The sequence below is a fragment of the Pseudomonas chaetocerotis genome (genome assembly GCF_015712105.2).
GTDB lineage: Bacteria > Pseudomonadota > Gammaproteobacteria > Pseudomonadales > Pseudomonadaceae > Aquipseudomonas > Aquipseudomonas chaetocerotis.
Window position 1 is genome coordinate 136240 of record NZ_JACFYX020000003.1, and the last position, 17377, is coordinate 153616.

Annotated in this window: 15 protein-coding genes; 12 read left to right on the forward strand and 3 right to left on the reverse strand. The window is 64.6% G+C overall.

Features of this window, described 5'->3' with window-relative positions; genetic code table 11:
- The first annotated feature begins 302 nt into the window (after positions 1–302).
- Complete coding sequence (locus H3221_RS06885) at positions 303–1034, forward strand: carbonic anhydrase (protein ID WP_318011430.1); 732 nt, start codon at positions 303–305, stop codon at positions 1032–1034.
- Positions 1035–1118: 84 nt separating this feature from the next.
- Complete coding sequence (locus H3221_RS06890; RefSeq protein ID WP_196473546.1) at positions 1119–2630, forward strand: SulP family inorganic anion transporter; 1512 nt, start codon at positions 1119–1121, stop codon at positions 2628–2630.
- Positions 2631–2935: 305 nt separating this feature from the next.
- On the opposite strand, the gene H3221_RS06895 is transcribed toward H3221_RS06890, so the two are convergent.
- From H3221_RS06895 to H3221_RS06905, 3 genes are all read right to left on the reverse strand, one after another.
- Positions 2936–3763, reverse strand: a complete 828-nt coding sequence (locus H3221_RS06895; protein WP_196473545.1) for an arylamine N-acetyltransferase family protein — start codon at positions 3761–3763, stop codon at positions 2936–2938.
- A gap of 123 nt (positions 3764–3886) precedes the next feature.
- Positions 3887–5383, reverse strand: a complete 1497-nt coding sequence (locus H3221_RS06900; protein ID WP_196473544.1) for a CoA-acylating methylmalonate-semialdehyde dehydrogenase — start codon at positions 5381–5383, stop codon at positions 3887–3889.
- Positions 5384–5505: 122 nt separating this feature from the next.
- A complete protein-coding gene (locus H3221_RS06905; RefSeq protein ID WP_196473543.1) occupies positions 5506–6852 on the reverse strand; it encodes an aspartate aminotransferase family protein in 1347 nt (448 codons plus the stop codon).
- A gap of 162 nt (positions 6853–7014) precedes the next feature.
- Between H3221_RS06905 and H3221_RS06910 the strand changes: the two genes are divergently transcribed.
- From H3221_RS06910 to H3221_RS06955, 10 genes are all read left to right on the forward strand, one after another.
- Positions 7015–7932: a LysR family transcriptional regulator gene (locus H3221_RS06910; RefSeq protein ID WP_196473542.1), complete on the forward strand. Its 918-nt coding sequence runs from the start codon at positions 7015–7017 to the stop codon at positions 7930–7932.
- 171 nt (positions 7933–8103) lie between these two features.
- A complete protein-coding gene (locus H3221_RS06915; RefSeq protein WP_196473541.1) occupies positions 8104–8766 on the forward strand; it encodes a TetR/AcrR family transcriptional regulator in 663 nt (220 codons plus the stop codon).
- The gene (locus H3221_RS06920) at positions 8766–9350 is read left to right on the forward strand and encodes an IMPACT family protein (RefSeq protein WP_196473540.1); all 585 of its coding nucleotides are present in this window, start codon (positions 8766–8768) and stop codon (positions 9348–9350) included. The genes H3221_RS06915 and H3221_RS06920 overlap by 1 nt, the downstream gene beginning before the upstream one ends.
- On the forward strand, positions 9347–9916 hold the full coding sequence (locus tag H3221_RS06925) for a DUF922 domain-containing protein (RefSeq protein WP_196473539.1): 570 nt from the start codon (positions 9347–9349) through the stop codon (positions 9914–9916). Before H3221_RS06920 ends, H3221_RS06925 begins: the two co-directional genes overlap by 4 nt.
- A 169-nt stretch (positions 9917–10085) precedes the next feature.
- Positions 10086–10772, forward strand: a complete 687-nt coding sequence (locus H3221_RS06930) for an SDR family oxidoreductase (protein ID WP_196473538.1) — start codon at positions 10086–10088, stop codon at positions 10770–10772.
- A 255-nt stretch (positions 10773–11027) separates the two neighbouring features.
- On the forward strand, positions 11028–11588 hold the full coding sequence (locus tag H3221_RS06935; protein ID WP_196473537.1) for an MFS transporter permease: 561 nt from the start codon (positions 11028–11030) through the stop codon (positions 11586–11588).
- A 359-nt stretch (positions 11589–11947) separates the two neighbouring features.
- Positions 11948–13495 carry an ABC transporter ATP-binding protein gene (locus H3221_RS06940; RefSeq protein WP_196473536.1) on the forward strand — a complete coding sequence of 516 codons (1548 nt, stop codon included), beginning with the start codon at positions 11948–11950 and terminating at the stop codon, positions 13493–13495.
- Positions 13496–13506: 11 nt separating this feature from the next.
- On the forward strand, positions 13507–14610 hold the full coding sequence (locus H3221_RS06945) for an ABC transporter permease (protein WP_196473535.1): 1104 nt from the start codon (positions 13507–13509) through the stop codon (positions 14608–14610).
- A 108-nt stretch (positions 14611–14718) separates the two neighbouring features.
- A complete protein-coding gene (locus tag H3221_RS06950; RefSeq protein ID WP_196473534.1) occupies positions 14719–15645 on the forward strand; it encodes an ABC transporter permease in 927 nt (308 codons plus the stop codon).
- A gap of 170 nt (positions 15646–15815) precedes the next feature.
- Complete coding sequence (locus H3221_RS06955; protein WP_196473533.1) at positions 15816–17171, forward strand: 8-oxoguanine deaminase; 1356 nt, start codon at positions 15816–15818, stop codon at positions 17169–17171.
- Positions 17172–17377: the final 206 nt, after the last annotated feature.

Consider the following 17377-nt stretch of genomic DNA (forward strand, 5'->3'; position numbering starts at 1 on the left):
AGGGCCAAGCCCCTGAAAGTGCCCGCATAAGTGCAATGCTGTTCACTCAAGGCTGCGTGCGCTTAGCTTCGCTCTCCGAACGCGGCCCGCCCTAACCCTCTCCCCCAGAGGGGCGAGGGGACTGATCGCGTCCGGCCATTTCTTCTGTGGACAGCATCACCCGCATAGTGGCGTTTTAGAGCCTCTCGTTCAGTTTTGATTAAGTAATAATCCTTATCGTTGCCCTGGAAGTGACCGGTTGGTCACAGGCGTTTGGCTGGCAGTCGAGAACGTCACCGATGAAAATCACAGGAGATGCAACGATGAACTCAACCGCTTCCCGAACCGGCAACACCCTGCGCCCCGTCGCCAAGGACAGCGCTCAGGCCGCCCTGCAACAACTGCTGCAGGGTTTTCGGCGTTTCCGCCAGGAGGTCTACCCGCAGCAGCAGGCGCTGTTCAAGCGTCTTGCCTCGGCGCAATCGCCCAGCGCGATGTTCATCACCTGCGCCGACTCGCGCATCGTGCCGGAGCTGATCACCCAGAGCGACCCCGGCACCCTGTTCGTCACCCGCAACGTGGGTAACGTGGTACCGCCCTACGGACAGATGAACGGCGGCGTATCCACCGCCATCGAGTACGCCGTACTGGCGCTCGGCGTACAGCACATCATCGTCTGCGGCCATTCCGACTGTGGCGCGATGAAGGCGGTGCTCAACCCGGATAGCCTCGACGGCATGCCCACGGTACGCGCCTGGCTGCGTCACGCCGAGGTGGCCCGCAGTGTGGTAGCGGACAACTGCAACTGCGGCAGCGCCCATGAAACCCTCGGTGTGCTGACCGAAGAAAACGTAATGGCCCAACTCGACCACCTGCGCACTCACCCTTCCGTCGCCGCCCGTCTGGCCAGTGGCCAGTTGCAGATCCATGGCTGGGTCTACGACATCGACAGCGGCGGCATCCGCGCCTACGACGCCGCCTCGGGCCACTTCCTCGCGCTCGACGGCGACGAGCAGCCCTGCGCCACACCGCAACCCCGCTACGCCAACGCCTGATCCATCCGTTTCCCCCGAGCCTGCGCGAACAGAGCGCGCGGGCACGGGCTGCTTTTGCCCAAGAAATGGGCAAGGAGATTCCCCATGAATATATTTCGCACACTGCCACGGGACGCGCTGGCGTCCGTGGTGGTCTTTCTCGTCGCCCTGCCGCTGTGCATGGGCATCGCCATCGCCTCCGGCATGCCACCGGCCAAGGGACTGATCACTGGCATCATCGGCGGCCTGGTAGTCGGCTTCATCGCCGGTGCGCCACTACAGGTGAGCGGCCCGGCTGCCGGCCTCGCCGTACTGGTGTTCGAACTGGTGCGTACTCACGGCATGGCCGCGCTAGGCCCGGTATTGCTGCTGGCCGGACTGATCCAGTTGGTCGCCGGCGCCTTGCGCCTGGGCGGCTGGTTTCGCGTTACCGCGCCTGCAGTGGTCTACGGCATGCTCGCCGGCATCGGCATCCTCATCGTGTTGTCGCAGGTGCACGTGATGATCGATGCCGCGCCCAAGGCCTCCGGCCTGGACAACCTGCTGGCCTTCCCGGGCGCCGTGCGTGATGCGCTGAGCCTGCTCGGCAGCAACGCCATGATCGCCGGTGCAGTGAGCCTCAGCACCATCGCCAGCATCTGGCTGTGGGAGCGTTTTCGCCCGGCACCGCTGCGCTTTCTGCCTGGCGCACTGGTCGGCGTAACGCTCGCCACTCTGGCCAGCCTGTGGCTGACTCTGCCGGTCAAGCGCGTCGAACTGCCGGCCAATCTCGGCGATGCCATTGACTGGATCACCCCACAGGGCCTGGCCAGCCTGGCCGATCCGCAACTGCTGATCGCCGCCCTCGCCTTGGCCTTTATCGCCAGCGCCGAGACGCTGTTGTCTGCCGCCGCCGTCGACCGCATGCACGATGGCCCGCGTGCGCGCTTCAACCGCGAACTGTCCGCCCAGGGCATCGGCAACATGCTCTGCGGCGCGGTCGGCGCCCTGCCGATGACCGGCGTGATCGTACGCAGCTCGGCCAATGTCCAGGCCGGCGCTCGCGGCCGCACCTCGACCATCCTCCACGGCGCCTGGCTACTGGCCCTGGTCGCTCTGCTGCCGGTCGTACTGCAGAGCATCCCGGTGGCCAGCCTCGGCGCGGTCCTGGTGTACACCGGCTGCAAACTGGTCGACCCCAAGGCCATGCGCAACCTCGGTCAGTACGGCCGTGCCCCGGTGTTCATCTACGCCGCCACGGCGCTGTGCATCGTCTTCACCGACTTGCTGACCGGCGTGCTGGTGGGCTTCGGCCTGACGCTGCTGAAACTGGTCTGGAGTGCCTCGCGCCTGCGCGTGAAACTGGTACCCACCGGCCCGAACAGCGCCGAGCTGCGCATGAGCGGCGCCGCCACCTTCCTCCGCGTGCCACAACTGGCCAAGTTGCTGGCCAGTGTCGAGCCGGGCACCCGCCTGCACCTGAGCCTGGCGCGGGTCAGCTACATCGACCATGCCTGCATGGAGCTGCTGGAAGACTGGGGCCGCTCCGCTCGCGCCCAGGGTGGCGGGCTGGAAATCGTCGAAGGTGCGGCGTTGAAGCGCCGGGTAGAGGGCCGACAGCGCACCGCACTGGCCTGAACGCCAGGGTCGGGCGAAAGCCAAGAGTGCATGCAGCTAGAGCGGGAGGCAGGTGTGTCTGCAACACCAGGCCAACCGACTGGGCGAACGCGTCCTGTCCCTGAATGAAACGGTGGACAAGCTTCGCGTTGTCCACCCTACGTAAATCCGGGCTACTTGCTGATCGCGGTCCTTCAACAATCTCAGCAGGCTTTCGGGGCTTCCGAGAGTTTCGCGGCTGAAGCCGCCCCTACAGATTTGGGTGGCTTCGGGTCGCGGCTGAAGCCCCTCCCACAAGAGCATGGCGCTATCAGCCGCCCTTGCCTTCACGCCCCCACAATCAACCGCTCGATGATCTGCCGTAGCTCAGGATGCTCCGGCACCTGAATGCCAAACTCATCTCGCAATACCCTCAGCACCTCATCGACACTCTGCAACTGCACCCGCTCACTGGGCTGCCCCAGGCGGTGAATGGCGAAGCTGCCGTTATTCAGGGTCTTGCGCAAGCCTGGGCCGGTGCGCGCAGCGATCATCTGGCCGAGGAAGGGCGAATCCGGGTGGGTGCACACGTACCAGTTGCCCACCACGTAATCGATATCCGCCACCTTCTGCAGATCGAACACGTACATTGCCCGCCAGCTACCCGCCACCAATGCGCGCAGGGTGTAGGTGCCGTCCACCAGCGTCAGCCGATAGGGCTCATGCGGCGTGGCCTGTTCGGCCTCGCTATCGAGCTGCAAGGGACCGGTCGGCACCATGCCGCCGAAACCAACGTCGGTGATGTAGCGCACACCATCGATGTTCACCAGCACCAGCATATGGGTGCGCGCCGGCAGGGCATCTTCCGGGCCGCCCATGACCACGCGGCCGGTCAGCCCGCGCGCGTCGAACCCCAACGCCTGCAACAGCAGCAGGTACAGGCGGTTGAGTTCGAAGCAGTAACCGCCACGGCCCTGGCGCAGCAGCTTGTCCTGAATCGCGGCGGGTTCGACCTCGACCGGCACGCGCAGCATGCTGGTCAGGGTTTCGAAGGGGAATTCGGCAGTGTGCCGCGCCTGCAGCTCGCGCAGGGTGTCGAGGGTCGCTGGAGGCGCCGACGAGTAGCCCAGGCGCCCGAGGTATGTGTGCAGATCCAGCTTGAATGCTTCGGTCATGGTGTTTCTCCCTTTCTACCTGCCGGCTGTTGTACCAGAGGCGGCAGATGGGAGATATGCATAGGGCCGATAGCAAAAAGGCCGATCTTGCGACCGGCCTTCTTATTCAACGCTGCAGCTCACTCAGCCATTGCTGGGGAAGGCGAACTGCGCCGCTTCGTGGCTCTTGCGTGCCGGCCAGCGCTGGGTGATGGCCTTCTTGCGGGTGTAGAAGCGCACGCCATCCGGGCCGTAGGCATGCAAGTCGCCGAACAGCGAGCGCTTCCAGCCACCGAAGCTGTGGTAGCTCACCGGCACTGGCAGCGGCACGTTGACGCCGACCATGCCCACTTCGATCTCGTCGCAGAACAGGCGCGCTGCTTCTCCGTCGCGGGTGAAGATGCAGGTGCCGTTACCGTACTCGTGATCGTTGATCAGTTGCATGGCTTCTTCCAGGCTGCCGACGCGAACGATGCACAGCACCGGGCCGAAAATTTCGTCGGTGTAGATGGTCATCTCCGGCGTCACCCGATCGAACAGGGTGCCGCCGACGAAGTAGCCATTTTCATTACCCGGCACCACCAGGCCACGACCATCGACTACCAGCTTGGCGCCCTGGGCGACACCGGCATCGATGTAGCCCTTGACCTTGTCACGCGCAGCGGCGGTGACCAGCGGGCCCATGTCCAGGCCGCAGGAGGTGCCGGCACCGATCTTCAGTGCCTGGATCTGCGGAACGATCCTCTCGACCAGCGCGTCGGCGATCTGGTCGCCCACGCACACGGCTACGGAGATGGCCATGCAGCGCTCGCCACAGGAGCCGTAGGCCGCGCCCATCAGCGCGCTGACAGCGTTGTCCAGGTCAGCGTCGGGCATCAGCACGGCGTGGTTCTTGGCGCCGCCCAGGGCCTGCACGCGCTTGCCGCGCTTGGTGCCTTCGCTGTAGATGTACTCGGCGATCGGGGTCGAGCCGACGAAGCTCAGGGCCTTGACCTCGGGCGCTTCGATCAGCGCATCGACCGCGTCCTTGTCACCGTTGACCACGTTCAGCACGCCCTTGGGCAGGCCGGCCTGGTTCAGCAGTTCGGCGATGAACAGGGTGGAGCTGGGGTCACGCTCGGACGGCTTGAGGATGAAGCAGTTGCCGCAGACGATGGCCAGCGGGTACATCCACAGCGGCACCATGGCCGGGAAGTTGAACGGGGTAATCCCTGCCACGACACCGATAGGCTGCAGATCGGTCCAGGCGTCGATGTTCGGGCCGACGTTGCGGCTGTACTCGCCCTTGAGGATTTCCGGGGCGGCGCAGGCGAATTCGACGTTCTCGATACCGCGCTTGAGTTCACCGACGGCGTCTTCGAGGGTCTTGCCGTGCTCGGCGCTGATCAGCGCGGCGATTTCGTTCTCGTTCTGCTCCAGCAGTTGCTTGAAGCGGAACATGATCTGCGCGCGCTTGGCCGGCGGTGTGTTGCGCCAGGCCGGGAAAGCGGCCTTGGCGGCGTCGATGGCCAGTTGCATGGTGGCGCGATCAGCCAGGCCAACGGCGCTGGTGGAGTCGCCGGTGGACGGGTTATACACCGGAGCGCTGCGACCGTTGCCGGCAACGCGCTCGCCGTTGATCAGGTGCGGGATATGGCTCATGGGGAAGCTCCTCAATAGAAATCTGGCGTAGGGTGGATGACGCTCTTCTCATCCACCGTTGCGGCTTTGGTAATTGGTGGATGAAAAAGGCGTCATCCACCCTACGGGTGATCGGTGTTCGCTTAATCCAGTTTGTTCAGCACGTCGCCGACAGCGTTGAAGACGCGGTCGAGGTCTTCCATCTTGGCGTTGAAGGTCGGGCCGAACTGCAGGGTGTCGCCACCGAAGCGCACGTAGAAACCGGCCTTCCACAGGGCCATGCCGGCCTCGAACGGACGGATCACGGCGTCGCCATCACGCGGAGCGATCTGCAGGGCGCCAGCCAGGCCGCAGTTGCGGATGTCGACGATGTGCTTGGTGCCCTTCAGGCCATGCAGCGCGGCCTCGAACTTCGGCGCCAGCTCGGCGGACTGCTGGATCAGGTTCTCGCGCTTGAGCAACTCCAGCGTCGCCAGACCGGCGGCACAGGCCACCGGGTGCGCCGAGTAAGTGTAGCCATGGGTGAACTCGATCATGTGCTCCGGCGACGGCTGCTGCATGAAGGTGTTGTAGATCTCGCTGCTGGCGACCACCGCGCCCAGCGGGATGGCGCCGTTGGTGATCTGCTTGGCGACGTTCATCAGATCCGGGGTGACGCCGAAGAACTCCGCGCCGCTCCACTTGCCCATGCGGCCGAAGCCGGTGATCACTTCATCGAAGATCAGCAGGATGTTGTGCTGCGTACAGATCTCGCGCAGGCGCTGCAGGTAGCCCACCGGCGGCACGATGGCACCGGCCGAGCCGGACATCGGCTCGACGATCACCGCAGCGATGTTGGAAGCGTCGTGCAGTTCGATCAGCTTGAGCAGCTCGTTGGCCAGCTCCACGCCGCCGGTCTCGGCCATGCCTTTGGTAAAAGCCATGCCCGGTTGCAGGGTGTGCGGCAGGTGGTCGGCGTCCATCAGCTGGCCGTACATCTTGCGATTGCCGCCGATGCCGCCCAGCGCGGTGCCGGCGATGTTGACGCCGTGGTAGCCACGGGCACGTCCGATGAAGCGGGTCTTGGAGGCCTGGCCTTTCAGGCGCCAGTAGGCCTTGGCCATCTTCACCGCGGTGTCGGCGCACTCGGAGCCGGAGCCGGTGAAGAACACGTGATTGAGCTCGCCCGGCATCAGGTCGGCGACCTGTTCGGCCAGCTTGAACGACAGCGGATGGCCGTACTGGAAGCCCGGCGAATAATCGAGGGTGCCGAGCTGCTTGGCCACGGCTTCCTGGATTTCCTTGCGCGAGTGGCCGGCACCACAGGTCCACAGGCCGGACAGGCTGTCGTAGATCTTGCGGCCCTGGTCGTCGGTCAGCCAGTTGCCCTCGGCCGCCATGATCAGGCGCGGGTCACGCTGGAAGTTGCGGTTGGCGGAGAACGGCATCCAGTGCGCATCCAGCTTGAGCTGGCTGGCCAGGGACGGGGTTGCGGTCTGCGGCATGTTCATTGGGAGCCTCACTCGGGCAGGCAATCGGATGTAGGAGCCGGCTTGCGGGCGATGATCGCCGGCAAGCCAGCTCCTACAGGGTAGTTGCCAGCAAAGGTGCCACGGGCATAGAGTCAGTAAAACAACACTCTTCTTATCTTCAGTTCAAGGCCTACTAAACAAATGAGCAGCCGTCGTCCCGATCCGCTGGCCCAGGTCAGCGACTTTGAAATCCGCCTGCTCAAACTGTTTCGCAGCGTGGTGGAATGCGGCGGTTTTTCCGCGGCGGAAAGCGCGCTGGGCATCGGCCGCTCGGCCATCAGCCAGCAGATGAGCGACCTGGAACAGCGCCTTGGCCTGCGCCTGTGTCAGCGTGGCCGTGCCGGCTTCGCCCTGACCGAGGAAGGCCGCGAGGTGTACCAGAGCACCCTGCAGCTGCTGGCGGCGCTGGAGAGCTTTCGCACCGAGGTCAACGGTCTGCACCAGCACCTGCGCGGCGAGCTGAACATCGGCCTGACCGACAACCTGGTGACCATCGCGCACATGCGCATCACCAATGCCCTGGCGCGCCTCAAGGTGCAAGGTCCGGACGTGCGCATCCATATCCGCATGACGCCGCCCTCGGAAGTGGAACAGGGCGTGCTCGACGGTCGCCTGCATATCGGCGTGGTACCGCAGGTCGGCGCCCTCTCCGGCCTGGAATATCAGGCGCTGTACGACGAGCGCTCACTGCTCTACTGCGCCGTCGGCCACCCGCTATTCTACGTCGATGACCAGCAGCTCGAGGACGAACGACTCAATGCCCAGGAGGCCATCGCCCCGACCTTTCGCGTGCCGCCGGAGGTGCAGAGCCACTACCAGGCGCTGAACTGCACCGCCAGCGCCTCGGACCGCGAGGGCATGGCCTTCCTTATTCTGACCGGGCGCTATATCGGCTACCTGCCCGACCACTACGCCCAGGCCTGGGTGCAGCAGGGGCGTCTGCGCGCGCTCAAGGCGTCCACGCGCTACTACGACATCAACCTGGCAGCAGTAACGCGCAAGGGCCGCCGCGCACACCTGGTGCTGGAGAGCTTTCTCGAAGCCCTGGCCGAAGCCTGAGGTGCGCACTGGCAAATGCCCCTTCTCGGAGAGAAAAAAGCGGGCAGATCGCCTGTGCAGGGTCACGCGCCTGACACAAACGGGCTTTTTCACACCGTAATGCTTGTCACCCAGCCAAGGCTGGGGTATCTGTGCAATCGCTCGGCTCCCTGATCAGTTCGGAATCACCCCATGACCTTCGAAGTCCCCGCCCACAGCGCCAACGGCAAGCCCGCCGGACGCATTCGCCAGAAGAACGAAGAAGCCATCATCAAGGCTGCCGAGGAAGAGTTCGCCCGGCATGGCTTCAAGGGCACCAGCATGAATACCATCGCGCAGAACGTCGGCCTGCCCAAGGCCAATCTGCACTACTACTTCAATAACAAGCTGGGGCTGTACCTGGCGGTGCTGAGCAATATCCTCGAACTGTGGGACAGCACCTTCAACAATCTGAGCATCGATGACGACCCGGCCGAAGCGCTGGAGCGTTACATCCGCGCCAAGATGGAATTCTCCCGGCGCCAGCCGAAGGCTTCGCGCATCTTCGCCATGGAAGTGATCAGCGGTGGCGAATGCCTGTCGCAGTACTTCAACCAGAACTACCTGGACTGGTTCCGTGGTCGCGCCGCCGTGTTCGAAGGCTGGATCGCCGCCGGCAAGATGGACCCGGTCGACCCGCTTCACCTGATCTTCCTGCTGTGGAGCAGCACCCAGCACTATGCCGACTTCGCCTCGCAGATCTGCCGCGTGAAGCAGAGCTCACGCCTGACCAAGCAGGACTTCGAGCAAGCATCCGACCAGCTTGTACAGGTCATCCTCAAGGGCTGCGGCCTGACACCTGCCGCCAAAGCCTGATGGCGTTCACCCTGCTCGGTCCTTGCCAATACCGCGAGGAGATTCGCAAGAGCCGCTTCATCGCCCTCGCCGCGCCGATTGCCAGCGCGGTCGAGGCGCAAGCCTTCATCGACAGCAACAGCGACCTGGCCGCCTCGCACAACTGCTGGGCGTGGAAGGTCGGCAACCAGTATCGTTTCAACGACGACGGCGAACCGAGCGGCACCGCTGGCAGGCCGATCCTCGCGGCTATCGAGGGGCAGGACTGCGATCAGGTGGTGGTGCTGGTGATCCGCTGGTACGGCGGTATTCAGCTCGGCACCGGCGGTCTGGTCCGCGCTTACGGCGGTAGCGCAGCCAGATGCCTGCAGGCCGGCGAGCGGCGCGAACTGGTGCTGCGCCTATCCTTCACCTGCCATTTGCAGTTCGCCGAGCTGCCCGTGTTCAAGGCGCGCCTGAACGAGTTCGGCAGCCTGATCGAAAGCGAACACTACGACTCCACGGGTGCCCGTCTGCAACTGGCCGTCGTGCCGAACGAGCACGCTGCGCTGGAGCGCCTTCTTGGCGACATCAGCCGAGGCCGCGAGACGCTGAGGGCACCATGAAGCGGACGATCATTACCCTTCTGCCTCTGCTGCTGTGGCTGGCCCTGCCGACCCGGGCCGAGGTGCAAGAGCACCTGCAGGAGCAGTACTACGACGTGCAGGTGGTCTCCGGCCAATCCCTGAACCGCGCCCTCAACGAGGCCTCGCCAATTCGCCAGAACGGCCAGATCTACCACGCTTACGCACGTTGGCAGGTGCAGTGGAATTTCTGGTGGCGCGAACAGCGTGACGGGCGCTGCCGAATAGATCTCACCCGCACCCGGTTGAACGCCACCATCACACTGCCCCGTCTCGGTGGTGGCGACGCCCAGCAGCGTCAGCGTTTTGCAATGTACCTGAACGCGCTGCGCGAACATGAATTAGGCCACTACCGCATCGGCCAGGCAGCCGCCGCAAAGATCGATACGGCTCTGCGGCAGACACCTGAGTACCCCAGCTGTGCCGAGCTGCAACGGCAAGCCAACCAGCGCGCCAACGCCATCCTGCAGCGCCATATAGAGCAGGAGCGGCAGTATGACCGGCAAACCGGTCACGGCCGCACGCAGGGTGCCTGGCTGACAGAATGACACTGCAGCAAAATGCAGGGGCCTGGCACACCGCGGATCGTCGCTGGAAGGACTCGGAATGCTTCGTCCCGAGTCGGGGCGGGGCTCCTGCTGAGGATTGCCGTGCCGGGCTTATTCGATCGGCATTCGCTATGCTGACCTTCTTTTCTCATCCGCCATGGAGCCTGACATGACTGCCTCCCGATCCATTCTGATCATCGGCGCTTCACGCGGCCTAGGTCTTGGTCTGGCCAGTGAATTCGCCACCCAGGGCTGGGCCGTTACTGCCACCGTGCGCAACGCCGCGCAGCAAGCGCCGTTGCAGGCACTGCCCGGCGTGCACGTGCAGCAGCTGGAAATGACCGACCCGGCCAGCCTCGAACAACTGGCCGAACGTCTCGGCGGGCAACGCTTCGATGTCATCTTCGTCAACGCCGGGGTCGCCGGTCCGACACACCACAGCGCCGCACAAGCTACGGCCGAGGAAATGGGCCAGCTGTTCCTGACCAACGCAGTCGCCCCGCTACGCGTGGCCGAGCGCCTGCTGCCGAACCTGGTCGCCGAGCACGGGCTGATCGTGTTCATGAGCTCGATCCTCGGCAGCATCGAGGCGGGCGCCGGCCTTGGCATGCCGCTGTACGGCGCCAGCAAGGCGGCGCTCAACCACCTGGCGCAGTGCTTCGTGCGCACTCAGGACAACCCCAAGCTCGGCGTACTGCTGATGCACCCAGGCTGGGTGCGCACCGACATGGGCGGCGGCGACGCCCCGCTGGACATCGCCAGCAGCTGCAAGGGCATGGCCCAACAGGTCAGCGCTGCTGTCGGCCAATCAGGCTTGCGCTACCTGGACCATGAGGGCACTCCGCTCCCCTGGTAAGTGCCAGCGTGGTCTGCCCGGCCCACGCTATCCGGGCCGAGCAATACAGCGACGCTCTGCGTCGCTACCTGTTCAGATATAGGCCGCTGTCCACTACCAGGCGCTGTAACGTCGATACCTGCATTGCCACGAGCCGTCCAAGCACCATGCGCGCCATGTCGCACTCCGCCTGTATCGTGACATCCGTATAATACGCCGCGCCATGAGCACTCGCTGGATGCGAGCCTTCTGAAAACGCTATATGGACCTAGGTCAATGGATAACCTTTATCAGCCCCCTAAAGCCGAACTGCTGGACGAACATTCCTCTCCCCGTGACGCATTCTTCGTCACCTCACCGAACAAGCTCTACCTGCTGTACTTCGTAACCTTCAGCCTGTATTCCATCTACTGGTTCTACAAGCAGTGGGACAGCCAGCGCGCCGCAATGCTGCCGAAAAAGATATGGCCGGCGGCGCGCTCGGTCTTTCAGATATTCTTCACCCATTCGTTATGCAGGCTGATCAACGAACACAAGCAGCGCCTGGGTCAGATGGCCTGGGACTACTCAAGCACCGCCTGGCTCTATGTCGGCCTGACCATCGCCAGTAATGGCCTGGCACGCATGGAGGCCCAAAACGAGATCCTTGACCTGCTGCTGTTGATCGGTTGCGTGATGGTTCCAGCCTTTCCCCTCGCGCACATTCAACAGCAAGCCAACCAGGCGAGCGGCGATGAATCAGGGCAAAGCAACGCGCGAATCAGCGGCCTGAACCTGCTGTTCATCATCCCTGGCGCGTTGCTGTGGCTGCTCGTTCTGGTCGGTGTATTTCTCTGAAGCCCAAGCGCAGACGTGGCAATCACAAGATGGGTTGAGCAGCATTAAAGCCGCCCCCGGTATCGCTGCGCTCAAGCCAGACTACTTGCTTTTCTGGTGGCCGCAGGCTGTGGCTTCGAGCCATTCCCGGATTGCCTCCGGGCTACGGCCACGACCGCAGGGGGCGCCGTGTGCACCGATGTCACCTGCAACAGGCGCCCGAATGCGGTGCGCATGGCGCACTCTACGAGACGGATAGCACCAACTGTGTGCATGGATCAAAAACAGGTCGCTGGCGTAATCACACGCCGCAGGCTTTTCTGACCTCCTGGCCAAGTTTTTGCTTTAGCCCTGCTCAGTTATTGCCATGAGCGTTTTCCATGCCTGCCTCACCCGATGCCACACGCTTGCACCTGACAGCCATCAGCAAGCAATACCCCGGTTGCCTGGCCAATGATCGTATCGACCTGGCCATCGCCCCCGGCGAGATCCGCGCCCTGCTGGGCGAGAACGGTGCAGGCAAGAGCACCCTGATGAAGATCATCTACGGCGTCACCCAACCCAGCAGCGGCGAAATCCGCTGGCAGGGCGAGCGGCTGACGATGCGCGATCCGGCCATGGCGCGCGGCCTGGGTATCGGCATGGTGTTCCAGCATTTCTCCCTGTTCGAGACGCTGACCGTTGCCGAGAACATCGCCCTGGCCATGGGCGCGCAGGCCGGTACACCGAAGCAGTTGGAGACGAAGATCCGCGAGGTGTCGCAGCGCTACGGCATGGCGCTGGAGCCGACGCGCCTGGTGCACAGCCTGTCCATCGGTGAGCGCCAGCGGGTCGAGATCGTCCGCTGCCTGATGCAGGACATCAAACTGCTGATCCTCGATGAGCCCACCTCGGTGCTCACTCCACAGGAGGCCGACGAGCTGTTCGTCACCCTGCGCCGCCTGGCCGCCGAGGGCTGCAGCATTCTGTTTATCAGCCACAAACTCGGCGAGGTACGCGCGCTATGCCAGAGCGCCACGGTGCTGCGTGGCGGCCGGGTGTCCGGTCATTGCGTACCGGCCGAGTGCTCGGATCTGCAGCTGGCGCGACTGATGGTCGGTGATGCCGAGGGACTGGAAAGCAGCTACCCGAAGGTCAGCGGCGGCCTGCCACGGCTGCGCGTCGATGACCTCAGCTGGCACAACCCCGACCCCTTTGGCTGCTCGCTCGAGCACATTCGCCTGGAAGTGCGCAGCGGCGAGATCGTCGGCATCGCCGGCGTGGCTGGCAATGGCCAGGACGAGTTGCTCGCCCTGCTCAGCGGCGAAACACCCCTGCCGCGTGGCGAACGCGAACGGGTGAGCATCGATGCCGCGCCGGTGGCCAACCTGCATCCCGATGCACGGCGGGGGCTGGGCCTGGCGTTCGTGCCGGCCGAGCGTCTGGGTCATGGCGCCGTACCGGAAATGAGCCTGGTGGACAACGCCCTGCTCACCGCCTTCGGCCAGGGCCTGGTCAAGGGCGGCCTGGTGCAGCGTGGCAAGGTTCGCGCGCTGGCCGAGGAGATCATCCGCCGCTTCGCGGTGAAAACGCCGAATGCCGATACGGCGGCGCGCAGCCTGTCTGGCGGCAACCTGCAGAAATTCATCCTCGGCCGGGAAATCCTGCAACAGCCCAAGCTGCTGGTGGCGGCGCACCCGACCTGGGGCGTGGACGTCGGCGCAGCCGCCGCCATCCACCGCGCCCTGATCGCCCTGCGCGATGCCGGCGCGGCGATCCTGGTGATCTCCGAAGACCTCGACGAGCTGTTCCAGATCAGCGACCGCATCGGCGCGCTGTGCAGCGGGCGGTTATCGCCGCTGGTCGACACCGCACAGGTCAATACCGTGGAAGTCGGCCGCTGGATGGCCGGTGAATTCGATCAACCCGCCGCTGCTGCGGCCTGCTGACGGAGCCCGTCATGCTGTTATCCCTGGAACCGCGCGGCCAGGAGTCGCGCCCCATGCTCTGGCTGTCGCCGCTGCTGGCCGCCGTACTGACCCTGATCAGCGGCATGCTGCTGTTCACCCTGCTCGGCCATGACCCGCTGCAAACCCTGCACACCCTGCTGATCGCCCCGGTCAGCGATTGGTATGGCGTGTCCGAACTGCTGGTCAAGGCACTGCCGATTCTGCTCTGCGCCCTGGGCCTGGCGGTGGCCTACCAGGCGCGCATCTGGAACATCGGAGCCGAAGGCCAACTGCTGATGGGCGCGCTGGCCGGCAGCGCCATGGCTCTGCAACTGATCGACTGGGACAGCCGCTGGGCACTGGCCTGGGTGGTATTGGCCGGCACCTGCGCTGGCGCCGCCTGGGCCGGGCTCACCGCCTGGCTGCGCACGCAGTTCAACGCCAACGAAATTCTCACCAGCATCATGCTCAACTACATCGCGCTGAACCTGCTGCTGTTCTTCGTGCATGGGCCGCTGAAAGACCCGGCAGGCTTCAACTTCCCCGAATCGGCGATGTTCGGCGATGCCAGCCGCCTGCCGCTGGTCAGCGAGGACGGTCGCCTGCACGGCGGCCTGTACCTGGCGCTGTTGGCCCTGGTGGCGGTGTGGGTGCTGCTGCACAAGAGCTTTCTTGGTTTCCAGATCAAGGTACTGGGCCTTGATAACCGCGCCGCCGGCTTCGTCGGCTTTCGCGAGAAGCGTCTGGTGTGGTTCGCCCTGCTGGTCAGCGGCGCGCTGGCCGGCATGGCCGGCGTTGGCGAAGTGGCCGGGCCCATCGGTCAACTGGTGCCGCAGGTCTCGCCCGGCTATGGCTATGCGGCGATCACCGTGGCTTTTCTCGGTCGCCTCAATCCGCTCGGCATCGTCGCGGCCAGCCTGCTCATGGCGTTGCTCTACCTGGGCGGCGAGAACGCGCAGATGAACCTCAACCTGCCGCAGGCGATCACCCAGCTGTTCCAGGGAATGATGCTGTTCTACCTGCTGGCCTGCGACGTGCTGATCCTCTACCGGCCACGGCTGAAGTGGAAATGGGTGAGGCGCGACGCCAAGAACAACACCGAGGCCATGGCCTGACAAAGAACCTGTAGGAGCGAGCGTGCTCGCGATCCTTGACGACACTGATCTTGAGCAGGAACTGGGCGTCCCCCTCGCTCCCAAAAAGCTACACGCAAAGGAATCCCCATGGATCTCGATCTGTTGACCAATATCTTCTACGCCATGGTGCGCACCGGCACGCCGCTGCTGCTGGTGGCCCTGGGCGAGCTGGTGTGCGAGAAGAGCGGTGTGCTCAACCTCGGCCAGGAAGGCATGATGCTGTTCGGCGCGGTGATCGGCTTCATCGTCGCCTTCAGCACGGGCAGTCTGTGGCTCGGCGTGTTGCTGGCAATCGCCGCCGGTATGCTGCTGTCGCTGCTGTTCGCCGCCGTGGCGCTGGGTTTCAACGCCAACCAGGTGGCCACCGGCCTGGCCCTGACCATCTTCGGCGTCGGCCTGTCCACTTTCGTCGGCGCCGCCTGGGTCGGCAAGCCGCTGTCCGGCTTCGAGCCCATCGTCATCCCGCTGCTGTCTGACATCCCGCTGATCGGGCGCATGCTGTTCGCCCAGGACATGCTGATCTACCTGTCCTTCGCCCTGTTCGCCCTGGTGGCCTGGGTGCTGCTGAAAAGCCGCATCGGCCTGATCATCCAGGCCGTCGGCGAGAACCCGGACGCTGCCAGCGCCATGGGCCTGCCGGTGCTGCGCGTGCGGACTCTGGCAGTAATGTTCGGCGGCGCCATGGCCGGCCTGGCGGGCGGCTACCTTTCACTGGCCTACACGCCGATGTGGGCAGAGAACATGACCGCCGGACGCGGCTGGATCGCCCTGGCGCTGGTGGTATTCGCCAGCTGGCGCGTATTGCGCGTGCTGCTCGGCGCCTACCTGTTCGGTCTGGCCAGCATCCTCCACCTGGTGGCACAGGGCATCGGCCTGTCGATCCCGTCGAACCTGCTGGCCATGCTGCCCTATGTCGCCACCATCGTGGTGCTGGTGCTGCTCTCGCGCGACGCGATCAAGACCCGGCTGTATGCGCCGGTGTCGCTGGGCCAGCCTTGGCAGCCGGGGCATTGAGATGAACAACGGTGCGCGCAGCCAGTTAGGATGCGCCGTGCGCACCGGACATTGCACCTGACTCACGAGTCAGCTATCGTGCGCTGCACGCCGTTCCGGCGCACCTGGATCAGCAGACAGGGTCAACACTGAGCTGGCTTACCTGACATCAACCTCAGAGGAGCCTGCTCATGGCAGCTACCCGTATCTGGATCAAGAACCCTCTCGCCATCTTCACCGCCAACGACCTGGACGCTACCGGCGGCCTGGTGATCGAGGATGGCCGCATCGCCGAAGTGCTCGGTGCCGGCCAGCAGCCGTCAACCCCCTGCGAGCAAACCTTCGATGCCCGCGAGCACGTGGTGCTGCCCGGCCTGGTCAACACCCACCATCACTTCTACCAGACCCTCACTCGCGCCTGGGCGCCGGTGGTCAATCAGCCGCTGTTCCCCTGGCTGAAGACGCTCTATCCGGTCTGGGCGCGCCTCACGCCCGAGAAACTGGCTCTGGCCAGCAAGGTGGCGTTGGCCGAGCTGCTGCTCTCCGGCTGTAGCACGGCTGCCGATCACCATTACCTGTTCCCCGGCGGTCTGGAAAATGCCATCGACGTGCAGGTCGAAGCAGTTCGTGAACTGGGCATGCGCGCCATGCTCACGCGCGGCTCCATGAGCCTGGGCGAAGCCGACGGGGGCCTGCCGCCGCAGCAGACGGTGCAGCAAGGCGAAGTGATCCTGGCCGACAGCCAGCGCCTGATCAGCCAGTACCACCAGCGCGGCGATGGCGCGCAGATTCAGATCGCCCTGGCGCCCTGCTCACCCTTCTCGGTGACCCAGGAGATCATGCGCCAGAGCGCCGAGCTGGCCGAGAAACTGGACGTGCGCCTGCATACCCACCTGGCCGAAACCCTCGACGAGGAAGATTTCTGCCTGCAACGGTTCGGCCTGCGCACGGTGGATTATCTGGACAGCGTCGGCTGGCTCGGTCCGCGCACCTGGCTGGCCCACGGCATCCACTTCAACCCCGACGAAATCGCCCGCCTGGGCGCTGCCGGCACCGGCATCTGCCATTGCCCCAGCTCCAACATGCGCCTGGCCTCGGGCATCTGTCCCAGTGTGGAACTGGAGGCCGCTGGCGCGCCGCTGGGCCTGGGCGTCGACGGCTCGGCCTCCAACGATGCCTCGAACATGATCCTCGAAGCGCGCCAAGCCCTGTACATCCAGCGCCTGCGCTACGGTGCCGAGCAGATCACCCCGCAACGCGTGCTCGGCTGGGCCAGCAAGGGCTCGGCGAAACTGCTGGGCCGCAGCGATATCGGCGAGCTGGCGCCGGGCAAGCAGGCCGACCTGGCGCTGTTCAGACTCGATGAGCTGCGTTTCTCCGGCAGTCACGATCCGCTGTCCGCACTGCTGCTGTGCGGCGCCGACCGCGCCGACCGGGTGATGATCGGCGGCACCTGGCGCGTCATCGATGGGCAGATCGAAGGGCTGGACGTGGCGCAGCTGATCGCCGATCACCGCCAGGCAGCGAAGCAGTTGGTCAACGCCTGATCCTGAACCATAGGGCGCGCCGTGCGCACCGGAAACTGCCGGTGCGCATGGCGCACCCTACGGTTTGCAGCAGGGCAATCGCACCACAACGCAGCATCTGCAGGCCCATCGCACCAATAGCGCTCCACACCATTCTCCGCTCTTGCCCACAAAAGCTTTCAGTACGGCTATCTGTCTTGTTGGTCAGCTTTTTGCAGTCAGGGGAT